We start from the raw sequence: 24279 nt of genomic DNA, 5'->3' as shown, positions 1-24279 counted from the left end.
CACCTATTTGTAACTCTTCCGGTTAAACCAGTATGCATGTGCAATTACAATAAATTCGCCGGAAGACAATGGCATGTCATTTTATGTATTTTACCAAAATGATTGGTTTGATCCACAATCCAGTTTCTTTGATATATTGAAATATCTTAAATTGTCATTCGAAATAAATATAATTTTATCATAATTTTTCAATTCTTTGAGCAATTATACATCCATAATTATATCTTTTCATCTCTATAACTGGACAAAATTGTCCAGTATTTGATATTATAATATATAACAGAATATTAGAATATTTCCTGTTATGTAACCAAATATTAATTTATTTTGTACTTGAAATTTATGGAATCATAGAATTAACTAATTACAGCAATATTTTTGTTATTCCCTTTTAAATTAATTATCAACTTTATTGTTATTATTTCAACGCAGTATTAGTTTTAATGTAATCAAAAATTATATTTCACCACACATAAATATTCATCCTTTTATATATTTAAGATATATTATCTCCGAGTATTCACGCAGCACACTGGAAATAACCTTTAGTTTTTTGCAATTCGTTAAAAAATATTAATAATACATTCATAATAAACTTCTATGATTCCAGTTATATTAATTGGTGGCATTCCAGGCGTGGGGAAAACCAGCATATCAGGATACATTGGCAGGGAATTCAATATAAATATAATACTTTCAGGAGATTATTTAAGAGAATTCTTGAGGCCATATACACAGAATCCAGCGATGAAAGAAAGTGTGTATAATGCCTATAAAATATATGGTGAAAAAAACGATAAAAATATAATAAAAGGATATATAGATCAGTCAAAATTTATCTATTCAGGTATTAACACCATTTTAAGGCGTGCATTAACTAACGGCGAACCTCTCATATTAGAAACACTGTATTTTATACCGGAATTAATTGATCCAGAAATCAGGTCTCAAATAATTATGGTCTATATACATATATCGGACATGTCACTCCATGGAGAAAGGCTGAAGGAAAGAATAAAGTATACACATTTCAATTCACCGGGAGAACGGCTTGTAAACCAGCTGCCGGTATACAGTGTTATAGAAAATTATTCAATGGAAAATTGCGGAAATAATGTATTTATTGTAGATAACAAAGATTTTATGGAAACCAAATCTATAATCAAAAATTATGTTAATTCAAAACTTATTGAACAATAGCACTGTTAATATCATCAATAATTTCTTCCGGGTCTTCTATCCCTACTGAAAGCCTCATAAATTTAGAATCAACTCCAAGAATTTTTAATTCCCCATCGCTTAAAGATCTGTGCGACATGCTTGCAGGAGTAGATATTATTGTATTTGTCCCTCCCATGGTATTTGCCGGTACTATCTTTTTTAGGTTATCAATAAACTTCTCTGGATTAGATTTGAGCTTAAAGCATACTATTCCTGAATAGCCTCTCATAGCTCTCTTGGCAGTCTCATAATCGGGATGTTCAGGAAGGCCAGGATAAATTACTTCGGAAATACATTTATTATCTCTCAGTTTCTCAGCTATAGACATAGCATTTGAATTTATTTTCTCCATTCTCAATGCCAATGTTTTCATCCCATTTTCCACAAGAAAAGCGGAATTTGGGTCAAGTGATGTGCCAAGTGTCCTTCTCATGGCATCAATTTTTTCCATAAGGTCATTTCTTCCGGCAGCAAGGCCTGCAATCACATTGTTATGCCCGGAAATAAATTTTGATGCACTGTGCAAAACTATATCGGCCCCAAGCTTTAACGATTTTATATTATATGGTGTTGGCACAGTTGAATCCACAACCAGTATTGCACCGATTTCATGGCATTTTTCAGATATTGCGGCTATATCATTCACTCTCAGCACAGGATTGCTTATGCTTTCAATAAACACAATTTTAGTATCTTTCTTTATATTCTTTAAAATATTATCTGTTCCAGGCTCGGCAATATCAGATTTAATTCCCCATTGCCCAAGAAAATCTTTAATAAAATGATATGATCTTGCAAAAGTATCAAGATGTGTTAATATTCTATCACCTGGCTTTGAAAGTGAAAGCAATGTTGTTGTAATAGATCCCATGCCGGAGGAAAAAACATTATAATCTTCCGCTTCTTCCAGTTTTTTTATTTCATTTCCAAGATTTTCAACAGTTGGATTATATTCTCTGCTGTATCTATATTTTTCTCCTCCCGGGATAATATATGAGCTTGTCTGGTATATGGGAAATGTAAGCGGATCTGCATATATTTTATTATTCATCATAACCATCCAGAATAGTTGTTTCTAAAATCATATAATCTTTTCCATATGGGGCCATAACCTGTTTAACATCGCCCTTTATGCCTTCTATCTCTGTTTCTGCATCTGTAAATATTAACATAGAAGGCCCGGCACCGCTTATGCATGCCGAAATGGCATTTCTATTCAGGGCTTTTTCTTTGATTTTCCAATAAAATGGAAACATTTCCGATCTTGATTTTTCCACGATATCATCATTCATACCTTCGCGCACTGCATCTCTATCTCCTTTCATGAATCCATAAATCATTGTTGATATTCTTGCTGTGTGCATTACATGTTCTTCCATCTTTATATTATCAGGAACAATTGATCTTGCATACCTTGTTTTATCCTTCATGTCCTGCTGTGGGATTACCAGTAAAAGTTGAAAATTTAAATTTACGTCAATTTTTCTGACATTGACGGGTGAAATTGAGCTTATCAACGTCACTCCTCCATAGATCCCGGAGGAAACATTATCAGGGTGTGCGGAACCACAGGCTGCAATCTCTCCATACATTGAATAATAGACCATTTCATTTTTGTCCATTCCAAGATTTAATAGTTCGTTTACCGCCTTGACTGCAGCTGAAGAGGATGCACCGCTGCTTCCAAGTCCAAGGCCTACAGGAACACCTTTTTTTATTTTCAATTCAAGGCCGCACTTTATCCCCTTATCCTCCAGCAGTTTCATCACACTGAGCCCTGCTGTGTTCTTTTCAGGGTCTTCTGGCGTTGAATCAGAAATAATCTTAATTTTGCCATTATTCGTTTCATTTACGCTTACTGTATCGAAAAATGCCCTGTGCCCCATGGATAATATGTCATATCCCGGCCCAAGGTTAGCTGATGAAGAATAACTCTTTTTTGTAACTTCCATACCAATGAATTCATTCATAAAATAAATTATTTATTTAATGCAATATTATTGGTGGTAATATCTATAAAATACAGGGTTTTTTGAAATTATGCTAATTTTCATCTTAAACTATTGTTTAACACCGTGAGCGGGAAATTCCACACCATTTATGGGTAGGAGAAAGCGAACCAGAACTTTATATGCAAATCATGCATCATAAAATACCGTAATGCACAACTTACAAGGCTGAAAGTGCTAGCAAGAGTGTGGCATTATTGGATCCAAAAAAACATATAGGATTGAAAGAAGTATGGAGGGGCACTCCAGAATTTACGCCTGTGGAGATCAGGGCTCTATCTGAAAAGGCAATTCCGGTCTTGAAGCAGGAAGCCCACCTCTTTAGAGTGGGAGGAGGTCACGTCTTGGAGTTGATGCCGACGTAACAGCTACTTTAAGCGATTTACTTATTGCTGCTGCTTATGCAGGAGCTTTGGCGGCAGAATGAAAAAATATGGTGGAAATATGTATTTAAAAATAGAAAATAACAATATTATATATTTTAGTGGATTATATTTTGCTCCATGGAGTTCTTCGCATGGAAATGCAATACAATCTATGATAAATGCTTTATACGGGACAGGCTTCGGTTTTCTTATTGACATAGTAGCTTCTGCAGTAAATGCTGCAGTTGGTCACCAAGTATTATCTGGTGAGCACGCTGTTGCCTTTCTAGGAGCTTTCCTAGTAGGATTATATGCCGGTTATTCCTCCATTGTCGCTTTATCAGATGCTGCTGCAGAGACAGGTATAGCAATCACTGCTACAGGAGCACTTGCCGCCGCATTATCAGGCATTGTTGCAGGATATTTGGGAGCTATATCTGCCGAATAAGAAGGCGATAAAAAATGAAAACATTGGAAATAAAAAACAATAAAATATACATTGACGATAAGGAATATCCAATTGAAGGTACAGAAATTACTATCTTCCTGAACAAGAAATATAAGGGCAAGCTTAAATTACGAAACTGGGCTATATTATTTTTTACTGGTTTATTTTTCTATAACTTTTTTATTTCATTATTGGTTCCAACATTATATAATAATTTACTTTTTGTATTTTTTGTTGTTAATCTTCCATACGTATCATTTTTCGTTGTGATACCGTTCAGGCATATAATCAACAAATATTATCCTGAATACGTAGTTATTACCATGAATTCTGTAGAATTGGGCAGATTGCCATATTCTGACAAAAGAAAAAATTTAGTTAATGAAATATTACATTATTTTCCAGAGAAGAAAATTGTATGGTTGAACTAATAATATGAAGATAGATAACTATAGAACATCACTATATTTTTTTCGATTTCTATCCTATTTAATTAATTTCATAGTTATCCTATCAATAGTAACCATGTATATTACTATATTTTTTAAGAAATTCGAGGTAATATATTTATTTCCTATATACTGGTTAGTAACTCACAATTCGCTACACCATTTATTATGGCATAGATATGTAATATTTTATCTTATTTTAATCATAATAATGTCATTTATAGTATATTCTATAGAATCATTTACTGGTTTATCTCCAGGTTCTATTATATGCAATTTAAGGGTTGGAAGAATAAAAGAATCTAATTCCGTAAAGGATTTACAAGGATTTAAAAACAACTTACTACGAGGTTTCTTTCTCTCCCTTCCAATTTTTCCAATTATAGATAATATGTTTAGTTACAATAACATAAAATATACGGATAGAAAATTAGGATTTATTGTATTGGAAAAAATAAAATCTAGGCGAAAGTGTTTTAAAATGGACAGTGGTGTCAATAAATATCGTTATAATAAATTGATAAAGAAATACTCACATAGAATCATTTCCAAAGAAGATATAAATTCTTATTATGCTTTATTATCAAAACTAAATATTGATTCGCAGGATTTTATTTTAAACCCCTCAAATACAACCAATAGAATCTATAAAATTAAAGATGCAAACACTCTCAAACATATTATCAATATTAATAATTTGATTTCATCTGGAAATTATTTGATATTAACAAAGGAAAACACTAAAGAATCAAATAAATATTGTAAGGAACTAACGATAATTGAAGGGGACTCATGGAAAACAATATTTTACATCTCTTTATTTTTATTCTATATACCATTATTGATACAAATTTTAATTATTTATTTTACAAAAATTCCAACAGTATTAACACCAGCTCCATATAAATATAATTATATCCACATCTCTTTTACTCAAATGGAAGCCTTACAGAGTTCCTTTCTTTCACATAACTTTTCATTGGATTACAAATTTTTTATTTTAGGTGGAATTACAATGTTCTTTCTTCCATTCTTAGAAATATATTCCGAAGCATTTTTATCTGGTTCTCCCATTGGTGGGACTTTTAGAAGTCATTATAATAATTTTTTTATTTTTGGGGTACTCCCGCAATTGATTCCTGAAACAATGGGTTATGTTTTTGGAATAATGTCCGGGTTATATATTACACGGATTATCATGGGAAGTATCAATGACTATATAAAAGGCAAAAATATCGACTTGTTCTATAAACATTTATTTAAAAATTTGATTTATATTGTTACATTTTTTGCCGTTTCCCTGTTATTATTAGTGATAGCTTCATATGTAGAGGCTTTTATTACGCCTCTTTTGCTCGATCATTATTATTATATTATATTGGCATAAAAATGGTGAAAAACTTATTTAAACATTCCAGAGAATTTTCAATATCAATATTTTAAAATACTATCTTGTAAATATAGGTTTATGAAATCCGGTGAAAGTATAACACTCAGGGTAGCTGAGGCAAATGCAACAGATCCCGGCATGGCCAGGGTTAGACTTGACGAAATTTCCAGGCTGGATCTTGGCGTTGAAATAGGTGATGTTGTTTCTATTGAAAAAATTAGGGCTACAGTTGGCCGTGTGTTCAGATCACGGCCAGACGATGAAAATAAAGGCATTGTAAGAATAGATAGTGTTATGAGAAATAACTGCGGCGCTTCAATAGGTGATAAGGTAAAGGTAAAAAAAGTTGAGGCAGAAGAGGCAAAAAAAGTTGTTCTGGCACCAATAATCAGGAAAGACCAGAAATTAAGGTTCGGTGAAGGTATAGATGATTTTGTTCAGAAGGCACTTATAAGAAGGCCTTTAATAGAACAGGATAGCATCAGCGTTCCCGGATTAACACTTGCCGGGCACACCGGTTTGCTTTTTAAAGTTATCAAAACCATACCAAGCAAGATCCCTGTAGAAGTTGATGAAGAAACCCAGGTGGAGATAAGGGAAGATCCTGCATCAGAGGTTCTGGAAGAAGTAACCAGAGTAAGTTACGAAGATATTGGTGGACTTTCAGACCAGCTTGGGAAAATAAGGGAAATAATAGAGCTTCCTTTAAAGCATCCAGAACTTTTTGAAAGGCTTGGAATTACACCTCCAAAAGGAGTCCTTCTGAACGGCCCACCAGGAACAGGAAAAACACTTATAGCTAAAGCTGTAGCAAATGAAAGCGGTGCTAATTTCTATGCTATAAATGGCCCTGAAATTATGAGCAAATATTATGGCCAGAGTGAGCAGAAACTCCGTGAAATATTCCAGAAAGCTGACGAATCAGAACCATCCATAATATTTATAGATGAAATAGATTCAATAGCTCCTAAAAGAGAGGATGTTCAGGGAGAGGTTGAAAGAAGAGTAGTAGCACAGCTTCTTACCCTTATGGACGGATTGAAGGACAGAAGGCATGTAATAGTAATAGGGGCAACAAACAGGCTTGATGCCGTCGACCCTGCATTGAGAAGGCCAGGAAGGTTCGACCGTGAAGTTGTTATAGGGGTGCCGGATAAAAAAGGCAGGATGGAAATTCTTGCAATACATACAAGGGGAATGCCTCTGGGAATGACCGAGGAACAGGAAAGCGAATTTTTCAGCAGAATAGGAGATATAACATATGGTTTTGTTGGCGCTGATTTAGCAGCTCTGACAAGGGAATCTGCAATGAATGCTTTGAGAAGATACCTTCCGGAAATAGATCTTGACAAGCCAATACCAACTGAAGTGCTTGAAAAAATGGTAGTTACGGAAGATGATTTTATGGATGCGTTGAGAACTATTGAGCCAAGCAGCCTGAGAGAAGTAACTGTAGAAGTTCCAAATATTAAATGGGACGATATAGGAGGCCTGGAAGCCGTGAAATCAGAACTTCGCGAGGCTGTTGAATTACCATTGCTAAAGCCAGATGTATTCAGCAGGCTCGGTATCAGGGCTCCTAAAGGCTTCATGCTTTATGGCCCACCAGGAACCGGAAAAACGCTTCTTGCCAAGGCAGTTGCAAATGAAAGCAATGCAAACTTCATATCCATAAAAGGCCCGGAAGTTCTGTCCAAATGGGTAGGAGAAAGCGAAAAGGCTGTTCGTGAAATATTCAAAAAGGCAAAGCAGGTATCGCCTGCAATAATATTCATGGACGAGATTGATTCAATAGCTCCAAGAAGAGGAATGTCCATGGATTCCGGTGTTACAGAAAGAATCGTTAACCAGCTGTTAACATCAATGGACGGCATAGAAGTTATGAATGGAATTGTAGTAATAGCAGCAACCAACAGGCCGGATATAATAGACCCTGCACTGCTAAGAGCCGGCAGATTTGACAAGATAATATACATACCTCCACCGGATGAGGATGGCAGGCTAAAAATATTAAAAGTCCATACAAAGAAAATGCCCCTTGCTGCTGATGTTGATCTTAAAGACATAGCAAGGAAAACTGATGGCTATGTTGGCGCCGATCTCGAAAATCTTTGCAGGGAAGCTGGCATGATGGCCTACCGTGACAATCCAGATGCATCAGAAATAAGCCAGGAGGCATTTATTAAAGCAATGAAAACCATAAGGCCTTCTGTGGACAAGAACGTTATAAAATTCTATAACGATCTTTCATTGACAATGGGCAGGGACATAAGTGAGAGGAAGAAAGTGGAAGAACAGGGGCTTTACCAGTAATCAATTTTTAATAAATATATAACTTTCTGCATTTATTTTTTCATCTGAATTTTTTCTTAAATATATTTTATCCTTTTCCCTGAATCCAAGAATTATCCTGTTTTGCTTTTCCATAATCGATATAAATTCTCGGTAAGTGCTGTTATTGTATGTCTCCGGTATATCTTCTTCAGAAATATTGTTAGATGTAAGCAAATCGCTGATAAATTCAGGCATCCCCGGAATTATTATGGAAGAATATATTAGCATTGATGATACATCGCCTTTAACCACTATATCATCCATAAAACTTGATGCATGTTCCCTGCTATCAGGCTCCAGAATTTCGCCGATTATTCTTATATTTGCATTGATTTTTCTTATTACCATGGCAGATAATATGTTTTCTGCATCCATTCCCCGTTCATCTTTATCTTCGCTGCGGGAAAAAATAATAACAGATGTGGCTTTTTGTATTCCTGCTCTGATCAGATCATCTTCTTTAAGAAAACTTCCCTTAATGAAAGTATATTCACTAGTTTCTTTAATTTCGTTTTCATTTAAAATAACTATTCCAATTCCATCATCTTTTATCTTTTCAAGCACCTTTTTTGTGCTTTCATTGTAGTTGCAAATAACTATATGTTTTTTTTCAGTAGCCATTTTCTCACCCAGTTTAGATGACAATCTTATATCTATAAGCATGCTTGTCAGTGCAGCCATGAGGTATCCAAGTGAACCTATTCCAACAACCATTATTAACATGCCATTTGTTCTTCCTATTATGCCCAAAACAGGAGTATCACCGTATCCAACAGTTGTAACAGTTTGCATTGTCCACCAGAGGCTGGTAAATAATGAATGCACGCCACTGGAAGCTATCCCATTTTCGATATAAAATTCACTGAATACAGAGTATATTATGACACCTACTGTCAGGATTGAAGCCTTCATTACATGGTTTTTTGAATACTTGCGGAATTTCCTGAAGAAAAGGAAAAATGGATTCACAGCCTTTTATGGCAATTCAATATTTATTTTTTAGGAATGTACGAAATCATGATATTAATTTTATACATTTACCTGGTTTTCAGGTACATATCTCAATATTCCTGCAAGCCCTCCAAAGGCCGTTTTCAACAATCTCCCCTCATCACTGTTTTCTGAAACAAGTTCAACTTTTGTACCGGATTCCTCTGCCATTTTATATAAATCTTCTATAAAATCATCTTCCCTTTCATAATTCATTGGTGTGCCATCATTATCACATACCGGTTCTTCCTCAGGCTCATCCGTAAATGTTTTTTCTGCACCACATGCCGGGCACCTGTAGAAATATTTGATTTTTCTTATGCTATCGGATACTATAAGCAATTCAATATTTTTCATTTTCAATGCATTGACTATTGCCGCCTCACCATACACACCGAGGCCCCCATCGGATTTTTTGATTTCCCTGAGAAATCGGTTTATAATATCCTTTTCTCTGGTTATTCTCATATCTTTGATTGATTCAGAAGCCTTTTCAACAACTTCCCTCAGTCCCGATTCATCTGTATATCCGATATCAAATAAATCCTTTATTTTTTCTTTTACTTCGTTTCTTAAATAGTCCTTCTCAACAAAATATTCCTTTGTTGCTCCAGGCCCGCCAACAAATATTGTGATTATATCCTTTATAACGGGCATAAAGGTATTATTTGCTATGCCTCCCATTTTTTTGTAAAATATATCTGCCGCAAGTTCAATTACTCTTTCAAACCTTCGCGATGACTGGCCGCCCTGTCGGTGTTTGCTGGGTACAAGAGAATATTCATAATCAACAACTTCTATTTTGGTTCCCTTTAAAAAACCTACTGTAGCTTCCTTCCTGTCAATCACTATAAGGCCATAAAGCTCTTTTTCCTTCAATTGGTCTGTTAACTGCTCAAGGTGAAAGCTTGAATCACATTTGTATAAAAAGGTCTGTATTGGTTGTGGAGGCTCTATAATCTTTGTATACATCTCTGTCTGATCCCCTCGCGTTGCAACATGCCCAACGAAAAATACAAGTCCATGATCAGGTGGCTGTTTGTAATATTTCAATCGCGACATTATCGATTCTATTGCTCCAAGAACATTTTTTCTGGTTGTTTTTGATTTTATGTTTGAAGATGTGGAAAATTCCTCTCTTAAATATTGTACAACATCAGAAATCTGTTTATCCGGTGGAATGTAGAGTGATATGAGCTCTGTGCCACGGCCATGCAATTTAGACAGCTCTTCCATTGCTTTTCTAAATTCATAACGCTTGTAATCTTCATCATCCATTATAGAAAATTTTATAATAATATTTAACCTTAATGAAATTATATGAATAGCGTTGTAATATCACTTGGCGGATCAATCATATCAAAAGAAAGGCTCAATCTTGAATTAATGGAAAAATTTTCTGAAACAATAAAATCCATTACTACCTATGATAAATTTGGAATTGTTGTTGGAGGTGGAAAACTTGCAAGAACATATATTTCCGATTTAAAGAAATACAATGTCAATGATAATATACTTGATGAGATAGGAATAAATGCTACAAGAATAAATGCACTAGCAATGTCAACATTTTTCGATGATGTAAATTCCAAAATACCAACAACTATCAACGATGCTGCCGAGCTGATACATAATTACAGATACGTTGTAATGGGAGGCACAGAGCCGGGGCATACAACAGATACAGTATCAACACTTCTTGCAGAAAGAACAGGGTCTAAAATATTGATAAATGCAACATCTGTCGATGGCGTTTACTCTGCTGATCCAAAATTCGATAAGGATGCAAAAAAATTTCATAAACTTTCATACAACGATGCAATTTCTTTATCAATTCAAAATTCAACCGGCGCGGGAACAAACGTTTTTATGGACATAACATCACTGACAATTGCAAAAAGAGCTAAAATAAAAATATTTGTTGTAAACGGCTTTAATTTAAATGAATATAAAAATATATTATATGGTGAAGAATGCGATGGCACTGTTATTTCCTGATTATCCGCGTATTTCCTTATTTGATATAATATATGTAAGTATTAACATAAACACGCTCAGTGCCAGCAATCCTAGCATATAGAGCAATATTGTGTGTGCCTGGCCTGCACTTAAAGCAGTTCCATTGATTAATACCATTCTTATTGATTGTGAAGACCATGAAACCGGATTATACCTCGCAACATTTTCCAGCCAGCCCGCCATAAGCTTTGGTGGAAATATGGCAAAACTTGCAAACATAAGTGGAAGATTAATCAGATTTACTATTCCAAATATGGATTCCATTTTTCTTGTTCTTACAGCTATTATGCTGAAAAGCGAAGAAAATATAAATGAAATCATCAGGACTGCTGATACAAGTATAATGGCATCCATTGCAGTAAAGCCATGCTGAATCTTCAGCCCGTCAGGTATTATAAAGGCAACAGCAAATAATATCACAATCTGGACAAGTATTCTTACTACAGAAGATAAAATTCTGGAAAACACTATTGATGCCCTGTTGATTGGGGCTATAAGAAACCTCTGCAATATGCCAAGCCTTCTATCCCATATTATATTCACTCCCGAAAACATTCCTGTGAAAAGGCCTATAATTGTTAATATTCCACCCATTAAATATGTTATATAGTCCGGTGCACCTTCAAAGAATGCTGATGTAAAAGAAGGGCCAAATTTCGCTATATCAAATGCACTTCCGAATAAAACAATCCAGAATATGGGCTGTATAACTCCTACCACAGCGGATACCGGATTTCTGTACCATCTCTTTAAATCCCTTATTGTTAACGGTATCAAGCCACTCATTATTATCTCCCCATCATTAATTTTGCATAATCTGTATTGCCTGCTTCTGAGTTTATATTTCTTCCTGTATACTCTATAAATACTTCATCCAGTGAAGGTTTCCTTATGCTTATCGCCTCCGGTGAAATACCCTTTTCAGAAAGGAATTTCATCAGCTTTGGCAAAACCTCGTCAGAATTATTGACTTTCATTCTTATATCACCTGTTTCCATGCGCTTGATCTCCAGTGAATTCGGAAATTCCTTTAATGTATTAAATTCCTGATCGTTTTTTACCTTCAAAGTAATAATATCACCTTTAAGGCTCTTCTTAAGTTCATCAGATGTGCCTGTTACCAGTATCTTTCCATGGTCTATTATTGAAAGTTCATTGGCAAGGGCATCAACCTCATCGAGATAATGCGATGTCAGTATTATTGTTATATGAAATTCCTTCTGTACCGATCGTATATATTTCCATAGATTCTCTCTGGTAGTTACATCAAGCCCAAGAGTGGGCTCATCAAGGAAGAGTACTTCTGGTGTGTTCATAAGGCCACATGCCAGCTCAAGCCTTTTCCTCATGCCGCCAGAGTAATTGTCAGCATGCCGGTCTTTCACATCATACAAATCTACCATATGAAGCAGTGTTTCTATTCTTTCCAGAGCATTCTTTTTCGGTATGTCATATAAATCTGCTATTAACTTCAGATTTTCCCTGCCGCTCAGATCACCATCTGTTGTAAAATCCTGTGGGACTACACCGGTAATTCTTCTTATTTTCATTGAATCCTTATTTAAATCCAGGCCTGCAATTTTTGCCGAACCAGAAGTAGCCGTTAAACTGCCCGTGAGCATTTTGATCAACGTTGATTTTCCTGCTCCATTCTGGCCAAGCAATCCGTATACTTTTCCTTTTTCAATTTTCAGGCTTACATTATCAACGGCCGTAACCTTTCCATTGAATATTTTTGTTAATTTATCGGTTTCTATACTGTATTCTACCACAATAATCACTCCATTTTTCTGATCTTCCTTGAAATTTCATCTATTTCATCTATAATTTCATCCTGATTTGCTTTTATATAATCTTTATCTGCTTCATTTATGGCTGCTATAAGGTCCTTAACAGATTTTTTCAAATTCTTGAAAAAAAGTTTGTTATGCAGAAAATTTGAAATCATCATTTCATAATTTTCCTTATTTTTCAATCTATATTCATCACCTTCTGGAGTTATGGCGTAGCCATCAGCAACTTTTTTAATATATCCTGCTTTTACCATTCTATCTATTGCAGGATAAATCATGCCTGTGCTCGGTTTATAATCCGGTTTATAATCTTTTTCAAATTTTGACATAATTCCCTTTATTATTCTGTATGGTTTTTTGGGGCCATCAGAAACCTGTTCCAGTATGAGCATGTCAGATAGATGATATTTCATATTCCTTCAATGCTTGAATTGTATATATATCTTTTTACTAAAAAGATATTATTTTAAAAACAGCAATTCTCTTTCTGTTCTGGATAATGATGGCAGTTTTTCATTTAGCTGTGATACAAACATATCTCTTATTTCGGCACTTTTATTTCCAGATATTCTCATTGCATTTCCTATTGCAACGTGGTATCCATAAAAAATATTAATTTCGGGATATTCTTCCTGCAGGAATTCCCTGATTTTACGGGAACGCATTACACCGCCAACGGACCCTATAACCACCGGTTTATCAAATTTTTCCCTCATTCCGTCGATCATAAGTTTTATCTCTTTAAATGCCATATAAAGAACTTTTTCTGAAATTTCATCTCCGTTTTCGGCTTCTGTGTTAACAAGCATGGCAAGAGATGCCATAATTCGCTTATTGAAATATTCCTCAAGATTTGCTACAAGATCACGCAGCGAGAGTTTAAAATAATCCTGAAATTTTTCTATAAGCGATGTCTGGCCGATTAATCCATCATAGCTTTTCTCTGCCATTTCCATACCGGTTCTGGCTATCCAGTAACCTGAAGCCACATCATCTGTAAGATAGCTCCAGCCACCAACACGGTTTAATTTACCATTTTTAATATAAGCCCCTACGGAACCTGTGCCCAGGGCTGTAACTATTCCATCATTTCCCATTGTAATAAGATAAGCTGCAGCTTCTCCATCATTTGTTATTACTGCATGTGAGGGCGATAACTTATCTATGGATTGTATTATCGATTCCAGTTCGGCAGTGTATGCAATTGAATCTCCATACCCGGCTATTCCATAAATGGCTTCTGTAATATTTACCATTCCGGCCATTTTTTCTGCATTTTTTATGGCTTTTAAAATGTTTTTCCTTGAGGTTACAGCACTGACGCTGCGAACATTGCTTGGGCCGGATACACCAAGTCCTGTAAGTTCATTATTAGCCTCATCAATTATAATAGCCACGGTTTTAGTGCCTCCACCATCCACTGAAAGAATCATAGTTTCCCGAATAAATAGTAATTAAAAACCCTTTGCATATTTCATATACTATTGCGAAATTAGTAATATTAATACGAAACTTTTATTTATTAAATATGCATACACAAAAGATAAAATGTCAACAAAAGTAGGAATACTTGATTCAACGTTAAGGGAGGGAGAACAAACTCCAGGTGTGTTGTTCAATCAAAATCAAAGGGTGGAGATAGCGAAACTTCTATCCGATGCACACGTTGCAATGATAGAAGCAGGGCATCCACTGGTTTCTAAAGATATTTATTCTGCAATAAAGGAGATAATGGAACTCAAAGCATCCGGAATAATAAAACCTGAGATAATTGCACATAGCAGGGCTGTACATTCCGATATTGATTCAGCAGCCGGACTAAATGTGGACAGAATAGCAATATTTTACGGTGTCAGTGATATTCATCTTGATTATAAAACCCATAAAAGCAGAACTCAGGCCCTTGATATAATATACGACTCAATCAGTTATGCAGTTTCTACGGGAATACCTGTAAGATTTACCGCCGAAGATGCATCAAGAACGGATATCAACTTTTTAAGGAATGTGGTAAATACTGCAGTGGAAGCCGGTGCCGATAGAATTTCAATTGCAGACACACTTGGCATACTGACGCCAGAGAAGACACGCTATATATTTAATAATCTTATGGACATAAAAAATGTTGAATACGATTTTCACGGGCACAACGATATGGGCATGGCACTGGCAAATAGCCTTGCAGCTGCTGAGTCTGGAGCAAGCATAATACATACAACTGTAAATGGGCTGGGCGAGCGGGTAGGAATAACGCCATTGCAGGTTTTTGCTGTTCTTCTGGAATACCATTTTGGTATAGATGCTGCTGATCTGATGATGCTCAAGCCACTTTCAGAACTTGTAGAGACATACAGCAAGATAACTCTGTCACCGAATTTTCCAGTAACAGGCAGGAATGCATTCACCCACAAATCCGGTGTTCATGTAGATGGAATTATAAACAATGCTGGAACATACGAATTCATGGATCCCTCAAGGCTGGGCATGCAACATGGATTTACAATAGATAAATATTCAGGAAGGCATGCATTGCGCCAAAAATTAACAGGCATGGGAATGGATATTGATGAAAATAAAATATCTGGAATACTTGAAAAAATAAAAAGCAACAATATGGTTTACAGTGAAGAGGAATTGAAGGAAATGACCAATTCAAATGATCAGTGACGTGAGATAAAGAGATATTAATGTGAAAAACAAAACAGGAACAGCAAGTATTAACCCAGTTTTCATATAATAAACGAATGAAATTTTTATGGAATTTTTCCTTTCGAGAGTATATAACCACAGTAAAGTGGCAAGTGAACCTATCGGGGTGAATTTTGGCCCTATATCATTTCCTATAATATTTGCATACATAAGCAAACCTGGATGTGCCATGCCTGAAATTGCTATATCGCCAACCATAACTGATGGTAAATTGTTCATAAACGCAGCATTGACCGCAAAAAAGAATCCAGAAGTAACTATTGGCAATGGACCTGGAAGAGTGGAGAAATAATTCAATATTGCAATATATATAGAATCCAGGCCGTTTTTGCTTACTCCAAATACTATTACATACATGCCCAGTGAAAATAGCACAACCTGCCACGGTGCTATTTTAATCACATGATTTGCATCTATTTTCCCATCGAACCTGGCCACAATATAAAATAACAGGGCAACCGGCATTGCCACAAAAGAAATTGGAATATGTATAAATCCTGATAAGAAATATAAGGCCATTAAAATAAGTGTCATGGGAAATGCCATTAAAAATATTCTTCTGTCTTTTATAAATGCTTCTGGCTTTATGGTCTTATCAAGTTCAAAATTATCCCTGATGCTTTTATGATAATAAATATATAAAACAGACAGGCTGGCTATTATAGAAACAATATCCGGGATGATCATAATTTCCGTATATCTGGAAAATGTTATGTGAAAATATCCTGCAGTTACCAGATTTACAAGATTGCTAACTATGAATGGTATGCTTGCAGTATCTGCAATAAATCCTGTAGCCATAATAAATGGAAGTATCCTGTTTTTTGAGAAATTGGATCTGTAAAGTATTGCATAAACGATCGGTGTAAGTATCAATGCAGTACCATCATTTGCAAAAATTGCTGATATAGCAGACCCAAGAAGAATGATAAGAACAAACAACTTTTTCCCATTGCCCTTTGAATATAATGCTATTTTATAGGCAATAAATTCAAAAAAGCCTGCCTCATCAAGTATTAATGAAATGATAATAACAGAAATGAATGTGAATGTGGCATTCCATACTATATCCCATACTGCAATAACATCACTAAAAGTGGAAATTCCAAGCAAAACGCTGATGCCGGCACCGATAAGTGCAGAATATCCTATGCCTATATTTTTCGGCTTTTTAAGCACAAGGATCAGAGTAACTGCAAAAATAATTAGTGCCAGATAAAATAAAATGCTCATTTATCCTCTAAATCACATTCTGCACAGTTGCATGCCAGGTCTATTTTATTTCCAGTGCTTTCTGTAATATTTAAAACATCATTTAAGGACTTATCAGATAATGAATATATAATATTCCTGCCGGATCTTTGACTGATCACAAGCCCATTTTCTCTTAATTCCTTTAACTTATGGGATATTAAGGGCTGATCTGCATTAACTTTTCCAATTATTTCCCCGACTGACGCATCCTTCGTGGATAAAAGCTTCAGTATTTCCAGTCTAATTTCATCGGATAGCATTTTATATATATTAATATCCCTGATTTTTTCCATTTAATTCAAAAGTAAAATTATATATAAATAATTATTCATATGTAATATTATACATATATTTAAATATATACTCAGCATTCAAAATAATGAAACTCATGGTTATATCCGACGCTCATGGGAATTTTGATGCACTGGAAGCTGCATGCAACGGTGAAAAATACGATAAATTGATCTTTCTGGGAGATGCTGTTGATTACGGTCCTGATCCCGGACAAGTTCTGGATTTCCTCAAAAGCAACAGCGATGCAAATATTATGGGAAACCATGATAACTCAGTTTTAACCGGATCTTCCTGCAACTGCTCATTTGATATGCTTGAATTAAGTGATTATACAAGAGAAAATATAAGCATGAAATTACTTGGGAAAAACGATCTGGATTTTCTCAAAACATTCAAATTGAATATGGATATTGAAATAGATGGAAAGAGGTTTTACATGGCACATGCCTCACCATACAATAATCTTGATGGTTATTTGTTTGCAAATGAAGCCGAAAAAGTATTCAGAGACAAACAATTTTTCGACGGCCATGATTATATATTAATCGGCCACACACATTTTATGATGCTTTACAGGAATAAAATAATAAATCCTGGTAGTGTTGGGCAGCCAAGGGATTTCACAGGAAAGCCCTCATATGTTATAATTGATACAGACGACAGTTCAATTGCATTCAAAAGGGTGAAGTATAACAGTGAAAAAATGCTGGAAAAACTCAGGCCATTGATGCATGATGATATTTTATATAATAAATTAAAAAAATACTATATATAATTATATGATGAAAGAACCCTGTTTTCCAGTTAAAGCAAAAGTTCAAAACTTAAAGTTTTTCGAATAACTATAGATTTATAAATTATCTGCCAATGCTGGAAAATGAATTATGGTGCCAGAGCCGGATTGGTGCATACTGCAAGAGCATTATATGCATTGAACTGGATGGATATGGCTCCAGCCCTGGCATATATAAAAGTATCAATGAATCTCACTGTTGTTGAGCTTGGAACGCTTGTAACTGCATTTTATGTTGGCATTGCCGCATTCCAGCTGGTTGGAGGTTATCTTTCATCATATATAGGCGATAAAAAAACTTCACTTATCGGTCTTCTTTTTGTATCAATTTTTGCCATAACTTCTGGGCTTTCTGTAAATTTTACTGAACTTATAATTTCAAGATTTTTTGCAGGATTATCCGCGGCTTTGTTCTTTTCCCCTGCATTAAGCCTTCTGGCGTCAATAGTCCCTGAAAACAAATACACTTTCCATATTGGAATTTATAACGGCGCGTTCAATGTTGGCGGCGGTGTTGGAATAATCGGATGGGCAATTCTTGATCAGTATATGGGTTACAGAACGCCATTTATTATTGCCGGTGTGGCTACACTTGCACTGTTCCTTGTGCTTGTCTGGCTATTCCGGAATATAGAAAATGTTAAAACAAGCAAGTCAGATATCTTTACCAGCCTGAAAAAAATATTTTCAAGCAGGTTAATCATTCTTATAGCATTTATAGGCATAGCTTCAATGGTAACCGAAACCATAATAGGGCAATTTTTTGTTTACTACCTTGAATCCATAAAATATTCTGACAACCTTGCTGGAAGCATATCGGCACTTTATATGATCATTGGATTCTTCGGAGGAGTTATTGGCGGATACCATTTTTCCAGGACAAAATACAAAATAGGGACTTTCATAGTGATAAATATAGTGCTTTCATTATCACTCATACTTATTGGGTTCATCCATTATTATATCTTTTTAATAATTATTGTCACTGCTATGGGAATGATTACTGTATATGGTATGTCGATAACATATACATTTATAAGATATCTGGCACGCAGGGATCTGGTTTCACTTACTCTGTCCTTTGTAAACACACTTCAGCTTCTTGTGGCAGTAGCGGTTCCTATAATTTTCACAGTAATAGTATCAGGATATAATTACAAACTGGCATGGATCTCAATGGGAATTCTCAGTATTGTTTTTATACCGTTAATAATAATTGCAAGAAACGGTTTAATAAAAGTTGTCCCTTCACAGAGGATCTCCAATTAAACCCTTATTTTTCAATATATTTATTATTCCACCGTTATCTATTATTTCCATTAGAAAAGCAGGAAGCGGTCTGAAATTTATAATAATTCCTGTTCCTTTATTTATTATTTTATTATTATTAAAATCAACAGCAATTGCATCTAATTCTTTACCAATATTGAGAGCATCATGCGCTTCCAGTGCAGGCAAGGCGGAATTTACTGCATTTCTAAGAAATAATCCATTGATCGATTCTGCAATAACACAGGCTATGCCCAGGTTTTTTAAATTATCCGCTGCTGGCCTGCTTGACCCTGTGCCAAAATTCTTTCCTGCAACTATTATATCACCATTCTTTACCTGCTGAGCCCAGCCCGGCCTGTTTGCCTCCATAGCATGGCAAGGCTTTTCCTTTTCCGGCAATGTATAACAGATTTGCGGATACATCAAATCGGTATTGATATCATCGCCAAAGATCCATATTTTTCCCTCAATATTATTCATTTACATCGCCTGAAATGTAGCCATTTAAAGCTGAAATTGCAACAGTCCTTGCTGACGCAAGATAAATTCTGGCCCCGGGCGATCCCATCCTGCCTTTAAAATTCCTTGTTGTTGAACTTATAACATTATCACCCTTGCCGACAATACCCATATGCCCTCCAAGGCATGCACCGCATGTGGGATTTGTAACAAGGCCATTTGCTTCCATGATTGTATTAATATATCCAAGCCTGGAAGCTTCTACATATACTGCTTTTGATGCAGGTGTCACTATAAATCTTACATTATTTTTTATTTTTTTGCCTTTCAATACATCTGCTACATCCTTTAAATCTGATAATCTCCCATTGGCACACGATCCAACTATCGCAACATCTATATCTATACGCCCTGCTTCAGAGACCGGCATAACATTGTTTATAATGCGATCCGGCATTGCCAACATTGGCTCTATAATATTTAAATTCACATTCAATTTATCAATATACTCCGCATCCTTATCAGGATCAGCAGGAACATAATCTGAAACATTAATATTTTCCATATATTGCTTTAAAACCTTATCTTCTGGAAATACTGCAAATTCTGCACTGATCTCTGCGCACATTGTTGAAATTGAGCTTCTCTCATCCATGTTCAGAGAAGAAATGCCTGTGCCAGAAAACTCAACGTTTTTCCCAGGTATGCTCCCTGTTTTTGATGCAATATCAAAGAAAACATCCTTTGCAGATGTTCCGGGCCTTAGCTTGCTTTCAAGATCAATTTTAATGGTGTCACCTACTGGAAACCATGTTTTTCCTGTTGCAATAATATTCATAATCTCCGGTGTACCGAGCCCTCTCCCAAGTGTGTTGAAAGCACCTGTTGCTATTGTATGGGAGTCTGTATTTGCTATCAGGCTGCCGGGCTTAAACCACCCATTTTCTCCACCAAGCACATGTGAAATGCCGCCCCTGCCAACATCGTAAAAATCTTTTATGCCCCATCGATCCACAAGATGCCGTAGCCTGTTTACCCTGTTTGCTATTTCTATGCTGGGCGCAGGGACATAATGGTCAAAAACAAGGGAGATTTTATTTGAATCAAATGGTCTAGCAGGTGGATTATCAAGGAATTCTGGATGAAGGGCTGCCATATCAACTATTATTGCTCTATCAACATTTACTGTGGCTATGTCTCCTGGAGAAATTCTGTTTATCCTTTCTGTAGAATGCCTGAAAAGTATTTTTTCTACGATGTTCACTGTACTGTATATGTATTAATTATAAATTAATTACTATTTTAGTATTAAATATACGTATTACGTAAATACTATTTAAAGTTTTACAATGTATTTTATTTATTGTAATTAGAGCCTATTATGAACTCAAACAAATTCCGGAAATGGTAATTCATTGCAAAAGCTGCATAATCTGGCTTTGCATGATAAATTATGATGTATCTCAAATTTCCCGGGCAAATATTATATTCCAGTTTTATGAAGATAAGAAAAAAACTTTTGAAATACCTACTAATGCAGAGGATACAATATATATACATTAATTTTGGGTTGTCATATATAAATAATAATATAAAGAATAATATATAAATATCTATGTCGAATTTCGAATTATATGTTAAATTTGCATGTAAATAATATAGGCATTTCAGGAAAAGAATTTAATAAAATTCTACCTGTATTTTCATATTCCATCGCAACATTTTTTCTTATGGATTTTGCGTTTTTCATTAATGATATAGTCAATACATTACATTTCACATATCTGGAATCATTCATTCTTCTTGGCATCCCATTTATCGGGCGTATGGTCACTCCATTTGTTTATTCCTATGTTGGAAGGATCGGCGTTCCCAGGCTTGCATTGCTTTCAATAACACTTATGGCAATCATTTCATTTGGGATGGGTTATGAAACCACTTTTGCTGAACTGTTTGCCAGCAGATTTATTATAGGAATATTCTTTGGCCTTGCAACTTCTGCATCAATAGAAGTATCATCAATTACTGGTGACAGAAAGATTATAGGCCTCACAATGGGTGGCTGGGCAATTGGATGGCTAATAGGTGCAATATTTTTTATGCTTCTTGGCTCCTGGGAACTGGTTTCAATTGCCGGCATAATATTTGTGCCAGCAGTACTGTTCTCCAAAAAACACAATATTATAGCTCCAAGGTTGAAAAAATTCCATTTTGATTTTTCATTGAAGGTCTTTCTTGTTTTTCTGCTGGGATTTACACCGGCATATGTTCTGGAAATAGTTCCATCTTACCTTGGCCCATCTTCATTTGTAGAATCAATAGTGGCATACTCAATAGCAGTGTTTGCGTATCTTCTTTTGCCTGCACTGATAATCAGGTTTTCCTTGAAAAAGACATTATTCCCATCATTAATAATTGTGGCAATAGCGGGAATACTGTTCTTTTCAACAATGAATATTATATTTGCCGTTGTCTTTACAGCCTTCGGCCTTGGCATTAACTCTCTTCTCCCAATAATTAGCAAAAATATGAATGTTGAATCTGACAAAATAGGGCCAAGCATGAACTTTTCAGCCATTGCAGGTTTTATCTTCCCTATTATACTGACAATTGGAAATGAAGCTTTAAATTCAGCATTGGTAATATCTGTTGCAGCAATATTCCTGCTACTGTTTGTATCGATTGAATTTGGAAAGCACAAATATAAATCAATAAACATAAAGAAATTTTTCATAAACCATTAAAATTTATATTTTTATGTTATCTATATTATACGGATCATCTGCTGCATATGGGTTCTTTGGCTTTCCCTTTTTTATTGCACCGTAAATCATTACTATGAATCCTGCAAAACCAATAATTACTCCCGCTATTACAAATGCGGCCATAATATCTAACTGTGACCCTGTTAAAGCTGCATATTTCGGAGAAGATGTTCCATTAAAATAAACGAAATTATAGGGTCCAGATTTTAAGCCAAGAAATAATTCAATTCCTGAATCTGAACTTGTGATTTTTGTTTCATTAGCTTTGAGTGTACTTGGATTTGTAACATTGCTGAGCTTGGAATGAAGAACCAGCCCTGAAGTGGAAGTTGCCCCATCAATCATGACAATATATCCCGATTTTACTGTTATATTATTTGATACATACAAACCTGTTGTTTTGCTCTCAATATAATGTGTGCTTGCAACACTGTTAAATGAACTTTCGAAATATCCAACGCCTCCCATAGTTACTGCAACACCAGCAATCATCATTACAATACCTATAACGAGTATCTTTTTAATCATAAGACATAATGATAACACCTTTATATAATTTTTTGGCATTAGGAAATTAAGATTAAACTTTAATTAGTAATAACAATTAGTGTATTATGAAAAAGGATGTTAATGAATACCTGAACAATATAATAAATTCTGCCCCTTCAGAGGAAATGTATTTTGAAGCAATGCATGATGTTTTTAAGGATTTAATAAAGGAGTACATAAGGAAAAAAATAAATGAAGACGATGATCTTAAAAAGCAGATAAGCGAAGTTCTTGAGGAATTTATGGAAGCAAAAATAAAGGAATACGATTCACTTGCAAAAATGGCAAAGGTTACAGCAAAAATAGGTATAATCTCTGCTCCAAACGGAATAAAAAATGAAGCACTGAATGATTTTATGGAGACATTCAAAAAGGAAATAGAAGAAGTGATAAAAAGTACTTTATGATTCCTTAAAATCCTTAACAATTTGAGTTTTCGAGTTTAAATCAAACAATGTCATCATAGAAGGATTCGGCGAAAAATTCATCATTTTCTGATAATCTGTTTGTGACTGCCATGTTGATGCATTTATATACCTGACACCCCTGTAATTCCCCTGTGAAAATGAATGTATATGCCCTGTAATAAAAATATCTGGAACCTCTTCTATTACATGGTAATCTCTCTTTGAAGGAATTATGGGCGTTTTGCCTCCATATACAGGAGCAAGGTGCCTTCTCTTTAGCAGTTCTTCTATGGCAGAACCTACACTTGCATAACTTGCACCTGGAACCAGTTCTATCATATCATTAAGCGACATTCCATGATAAACAAGGACATTTTTATTTTCAAGAACAAGATTATACGGGTTTGGCAAAAGAGTAATATTGCTGTTAAAGAAATTTTTAATTTTTTGGGAAAACACTGGCTGTGGTTCGGCAAGCCTCACCACATCATGATTTCCGGGCATAACGAAAATATTAATGTCCTCCGGTATCATATTTATATATTCAGCAAGTGTTTGATACTGTTCAAATGGGTTCAATATTTCCAGGTCTTTATCCTGGCCCGGATAAACTCCTATGCCGTCAACAATATCTCCACTCAGTATGAGATATTTTAGCTTTGAAGCTTCATTCTCTGAAGCCTTTATCCAGGATATCATCTTCATAAAATCACTTTTCCTGAAGGTTTTGCTGCCCACATGTATATCTGATAAAGATGC

Annotated in this window: 26 protein-coding genes; 12 read left to right on the top strand and 14 right to left on the bottom strand. The window is 35.2% G+C overall.

Going from position 1 to position 24279, the window contains the following annotated elements:
* The first annotated feature begins 600 nt into the window (after window positions 1-600).
* Window positions 601-1200 (top strand): mevalonate-3-phosphate 5-kinase, encoded by a 600-nt coding sequence (locus WKI77_RS02900; protein WP_337860332.1) that lies wholly within the window; start codon window positions 601-603, stop codon window positions 1198-1200.
* Here the strand turns inward: WKI77_RS02900 and WKI77_RS02895 are convergent.
* Both WKI77_RS02895 and WKI77_RS02890 read right to left on the bottom strand, forming a co-directional pair.
* A complete protein-coding gene (locus WKI77_RS02895) occupies window positions 1187-2272 on the bottom strand; it encodes an aminotransferase class V-fold PLP-dependent enzyme (RefSeq protein WP_337860331.1) in 1086 nt (361 codons plus the stop codon). The genes WKI77_RS02900 and WKI77_RS02895 overlap by 14 nt on opposite strands.
* A complete protein-coding gene (locus tag WKI77_RS02890) occupies window positions 2265-3191 on the bottom strand; it encodes a homoserine kinase (protein WP_337860330.1) in 927 nt (308 codons plus the stop codon). The genes WKI77_RS02895 and WKI77_RS02890 overlap by 8 nt, the downstream gene beginning before the upstream one ends.
* A gap of 236 nt (window positions 3192-3427) precedes the next feature.
* Between WKI77_RS02890 and WKI77_RS02885 the strand changes: the two genes are divergently transcribed.
* The 5 genes from WKI77_RS02885 to vat all read left to right on the top strand — a co-directional run bounded on the left by WKI77_RS02885 (window position 3428) and on the right by vat (window position 8195).
* Window positions 3428-3595 (top strand): hypothetical protein, encoded by a 168-nt coding sequence (locus WKI77_RS02885; RefSeq protein WP_337860329.1) that lies wholly within the window; start codon window positions 3428-3430, stop codon window positions 3593-3595.
* A gap of 58 nt (window positions 3596-3653) precedes the next feature.
* The gene (locus WKI77_RS02880; protein ID WP_337860328.1) at window positions 3654-4043 is read left to right on the top strand and encodes a hypothetical protein; all 390 of its coding nucleotides are present in this window, start codon (window positions 3654-3656) and stop codon (window positions 4041-4043) included.
* A gap of 14 nt (window positions 4044-4057) precedes the next feature.
* Window positions 4058-4474 carry a hypothetical protein gene (locus tag WKI77_RS02875; protein ID WP_337860327.1) on the top strand — a complete coding sequence of 139 codons (417 nt, stop codon included), beginning with the start codon at window positions 4058-4060 and terminating at the stop codon, window positions 4472-4474.
* 229 nt (window positions 4475-4703) lie between these two features.
* Window positions 4704-5879: a stage II sporulation protein M gene (locus tag WKI77_RS02870; RefSeq protein WP_337860326.1), complete on the top strand. Its 1176-nt coding sequence runs from the start codon at window positions 4704-4706 to the stop codon at window positions 5877-5879.
* An 81-nt stretch (window positions 5880-5960) separates the two neighbouring features.
* On the top strand, window positions 5961-8195 hold the full coding sequence (gene vat, locus WKI77_RS02865; RefSeq protein WP_337860325.1) for a VCP-like ATPase: 2235 nt from the start codon (window positions 5961-5963) through the stop codon (window positions 8193-8195).
* Here vat and WKI77_RS02860 read toward each other — a convergent pair whose 3' ends face one another.
* On the bottom strand, window positions 8196-9185 hold the full coding sequence (locus WKI77_RS02860) for a potassium channel family protein (protein ID WP_337860324.1): 990 nt from the start codon (window positions 9183-9185) through the stop codon (window positions 8196-8198).
* A 60-nt stretch (window positions 9186-9245) separates the two neighbouring features.
* Window positions 9246-10484 carry a peptide chain release factor aRF-1 gene (prf1, locus tag WKI77_RS02855; protein ID WP_337860323.1) on the bottom strand — a complete coding sequence of 413 codons (1239 nt, stop codon included), beginning with the start codon at window positions 10482-10484 and terminating at the stop codon, window positions 9246-9248.
* Between the two features lie 42 nt (window positions 10485-10526).
* Here prf1 and pyrH point away from each other — a divergent pair, with 42 nt between their 5' ends.
* Window positions 10527-11204, top strand: coding sequence for a UMP kinase (gene pyrH / locus WKI77_RS02850; RefSeq protein ID WP_337860322.1), 678 nt, complete (start codon window positions 10527-10529; stop codon window positions 11202-11204).
* Here the strand turns inward: pyrH and WKI77_RS02845 are convergent, their stop codons facing one another.
* Genes WKI77_RS02845 through WKI77_RS02830 form a run of 4 tightly spaced genes read right to left on the bottom strand, consistent with a single transcriptional unit; the run spans window position 11205 to window position 14451 of the window.
* Window positions 11205-12011 (bottom strand): ABC transporter permease, encoded by an 807-nt coding sequence (locus WKI77_RS02845; RefSeq protein WP_337860321.1) that lies wholly within the window; start codon window positions 12009-12011, stop codon window positions 11205-11207.
* A gap of 2 nt (window positions 12012-12013) precedes the next feature.
* Window positions 12014-12997: an ATP-binding cassette domain-containing protein gene (locus WKI77_RS02840; RefSeq protein WP_337860320.1), complete on the bottom strand. Its 984-nt coding sequence runs from the start codon at window positions 12995-12997 to the stop codon at window positions 12014-12016.
* Window positions 12998-13002: 5 nt separating this feature from the next.
* Window positions 13003-13431: a PadR family transcriptional regulator gene (locus WKI77_RS02835; protein WP_337860319.1), complete on the bottom strand. Its 429-nt coding sequence runs from the start codon at window positions 13429-13431 to the stop codon at window positions 13003-13005.
* Between the two features lie 48 nt (window positions 13432-13479).
* Window positions 13480-14451 (bottom strand): BadF/BadG/BcrA/BcrD ATPase family protein, encoded by a 972-nt coding sequence (locus WKI77_RS02830; protein WP_337860318.1) that lies wholly within the window; start codon window positions 14449-14451, stop codon window positions 13480-13482.
* 115 nt (window positions 14452-14566) lie between these two features.
* Here WKI77_RS02830 and lysS point away from each other — a divergent pair, with 115 nt between their 5' ends.
* Window positions 14567-15685 (top strand): homocitrate synthase, encoded by a 1119-nt coding sequence (gene lysS, locus WKI77_RS02825; protein WP_337860317.1) that lies wholly within the window; start codon window positions 14567-14569, stop codon window positions 15683-15685.
* Here the strand turns inward: lysS and WKI77_RS02820 are convergent.
* Together WKI77_RS02820 and WKI77_RS02815 are read right to left on the bottom strand one after the other, a co-directional pair.
* Window positions 15671-16960: an arsenic transporter gene (locus WKI77_RS02820; protein WP_337860316.1), complete on the bottom strand. Its 1290-nt coding sequence runs from the start codon at window positions 16958-16960 to the stop codon at window positions 15671-15673. The two genes, lysS and WKI77_RS02820, sit on opposite strands and share 15 nt — an antisense overlap.
* Entirely contained in the window at window positions 16957-17274 is a 318-nt protein-coding gene (locus WKI77_RS02815; protein ID WP_337860315.1) for a metalloregulator ArsR/SmtB family transcription factor, read from the bottom strand. The genes WKI77_RS02820 and WKI77_RS02815 overlap by 4 nt, the downstream gene beginning before the upstream one ends.
* An 86-nt stretch (window positions 17275-17360) precedes the next feature.
* Here WKI77_RS02815 and WKI77_RS02810 point away from each other — a divergent pair, with 86 nt between their 5' ends.
* Both WKI77_RS02810 and WKI77_RS02805 read left to right on the top strand, forming a co-directional pair.
* A complete protein-coding gene (locus WKI77_RS02810) occupies window positions 17361-18050 on the top strand; it encodes a metallophosphoesterase family protein (protein WP_337860314.1) in 690 nt (229 codons plus the stop codon).
* 102 nt (window positions 18051-18152) lie between these two features.
* On the top strand, window positions 18153-19337 hold the full coding sequence (locus WKI77_RS02805) for an MFS transporter (protein ID WP_337860313.1): 1185 nt from the start codon (window positions 18153-18155) through the stop codon (window positions 19335-19337).
* Here the strand turns inward: WKI77_RS02805 and WKI77_RS02800 are convergent.
* Window positions 19317-19820 carry a 3-isopropylmalate dehydratase gene (locus WKI77_RS02800; protein ID WP_337860312.1) on the bottom strand — a complete coding sequence of 168 codons (504 nt, stop codon included), beginning with the start codon at window positions 19818-19820 and terminating at the stop codon, window positions 19317-19319. The genes WKI77_RS02805 and WKI77_RS02800 overlap by 21 nt on opposite strands.
* A complete protein-coding gene (locus WKI77_RS02795; RefSeq protein ID WP_337860311.1) occupies window positions 19813-21063 on the bottom strand; it encodes an aconitase/3-isopropylmalate dehydratase large subunit family protein in 1251 nt (416 codons plus the stop codon). The genes WKI77_RS02800 and WKI77_RS02795 overlap by 8 nt, the downstream gene beginning before the upstream one ends.
* Window positions 21064-21433: 370 nt before the next feature.
* On the opposite strand from WKI77_RS02795, the gene WKI77_RS02790 reads away from it, so the two are divergent.
* Window positions 21434-22543, top strand: coding sequence for an MFS transporter (locus WKI77_RS02790; RefSeq protein WP_337860310.1), 1110 nt, complete (start codon window positions 21434-21436; stop codon window positions 22541-22543).
* Window positions 22544-22546: 3 nt separating this feature from the next.
* Here the strand turns inward: WKI77_RS02790 and WKI77_RS02785 are convergent, their stop codons facing one another.
* A complete protein-coding gene (locus WKI77_RS02785; RefSeq protein ID WP_337860309.1) occupies window positions 22547-23092 on the bottom strand; it encodes a hypothetical protein in 546 nt (181 codons plus the stop codon).
* Window positions 23093-23178: 86 nt separating this feature from the next.
* Between WKI77_RS02785 and WKI77_RS02780 the strand changes: the two genes are divergently transcribed.
* On the top strand, window positions 23179-23520 hold the full coding sequence (locus WKI77_RS02780; RefSeq protein WP_337860308.1) for a nitrite reductase: 342 nt from the start codon (window positions 23179-23181) through the stop codon (window positions 23518-23520).
* Here WKI77_RS02780 and WKI77_RS02775 read toward each other — a convergent pair.
* Window positions 23515-24279, bottom strand: a 765-nt coding sequence (locus WKI77_RS02775) for a metallophosphoesterase (RefSeq protein ID WP_337860307.1), incomplete at its 5' end; no start/stop codon positions are given. The genes WKI77_RS02780 and WKI77_RS02775 overlap by 6 nt on opposite strands.

Source organism: Ferroplasma sp. (assembly GCF_037442045.1).
In the GTDB taxonomy this organism is placed as follows: domain Archaea; phylum Thermoplasmatota; class Thermoplasmata; order Thermoplasmatales; family Thermoplasmataceae; genus Ferroplasma.
Note: the sequence above shows the minus strand (reverse complement) of the source record. Positions and strands in the feature narration are given on the sequence as shown.

Coding starts and splice junctions, on each gene's coding strand:
- prf1 (WP_337860323.1), bottom strand. CDS start 10,484: ATGGATGATGAAGATTACAAGCGTTATGAATTTAGAAAAGCAATGGAA.
- WKI77_RS02785 (WP_337860309.1), bottom strand. CDS start 23,092: ATGATTAAAAAGATACTCGTTATAGGTATTGTAATGATGATTGCTGGT.
- WKI77_RS02780 (WP_337860308.1), top strand. CDS start 23,179: ATGAAAAAGGATGTTAATGAATACCTGAACAATATAATAAATTCTGCC.
- WKI77_RS02800 (WP_337860312.1), bottom strand. CDS start 19,820: ATGAATAATATTGAGGGAAAAATATGGATCTTTGGCGATGATATCAAT.
- WKI77_RS02820 (WP_337860316.1), bottom strand. CDS start 16,960: ATGAGCATTTTATTTTATCTGGCACTAATTATTTTTGCAGTTACTCTG.
- WKI77_RS02815 (WP_337860315.1), bottom strand. CDS start 17,274: ATGGAAAAAATCAGGGATATTAATATATATAAAATGCTATCCGATGAA.
- WKI77_RS02830 (WP_337860318.1), bottom strand. CDS start 14,451: ATGATTCTTTCAGTGGATGGTGGAGGCACTAAAACCGTGGCTATTATA.
- WKI77_RS02875 (WP_337860327.1), top strand. CDS start 4,058: ATGAAAACATTGGAAATAAAAAACAATAAAATATACATTGACGATAAG.
- WKI77_RS02835 (WP_337860319.1), bottom strand. CDS start 13,431: ATGAAATATCATCTATCTGACATGCTCATACTGGAACAGGTTTCTGAT.
- vat (WP_337860325.1), top strand. CDS start 5,961: ATGAAATCCGGTGAAAGTATAACACTCAGGGTAGCTGAGGCAAATGCA.
- pyrH (WP_337860322.1), top strand. CDS start 10,527: ATGAATAGCGTTGTAATATCACTTGGCGGATCAATCATATCAAAAGAA.
- lysS (WP_337860317.1), top strand. CDS start 14,567: ATGTCAACAAAAGTAGGAATACTTGATTCAACGTTAAGGGAGGGAGAA.
- WKI77_RS02845 (WP_337860321.1), bottom strand. CDS start 12,011: ATGAGTGGCTTGATACCGTTAACAATAAGGGATTTAAAGAGATGGTAC.
- WKI77_RS02790 (WP_337860310.1), top strand. CDS start 21,434: ATGTTAAATTTGCATGTAAATAATATAGGCATTTCAGGAAAAGAATTT.
- WKI77_RS02805 (WP_337860313.1), top strand. CDS start 18,153: ATGAATTATGGTGCCAGAGCCGGATTGGTGCATACTGCAAGAGCATTA.
- WKI77_RS02895 (WP_337860331.1), bottom strand. CDS start 2,272: ATGAATAATAAAATATATGCAGATCCGCTTACATTTCCCATATACCAG.
- WKI77_RS02870 (WP_337860326.1), top strand. CDS start 4,704: ATGTCATTTATAGTATATTCTATAGAATCATTTACTGGTTTATCTCCA.
- WKI77_RS02880 (WP_337860328.1), top strand. CDS start 3,654: ATGAAAAAATATGGTGGAAATATGTATTTAAAAATAGAAAATAACAAT.
- WKI77_RS02890 (WP_337860330.1), bottom strand. CDS start 3,191: ATGAATGAATTCATTGGTATGGAAGTTACAAAAAAGAGTTATTCTTCA.
- WKI77_RS02810 (WP_337860314.1), top strand. CDS start 17,361: ATGAAACTCATGGTTATATCCGACGCTCATGGGAATTTTGATGCACTG.
- WKI77_RS02900 (WP_337860332.1), top strand. CDS start 601: ATGATTCCAGTTATATTAATTGGTGGCATTCCAGGCGTGGGGAAAACC.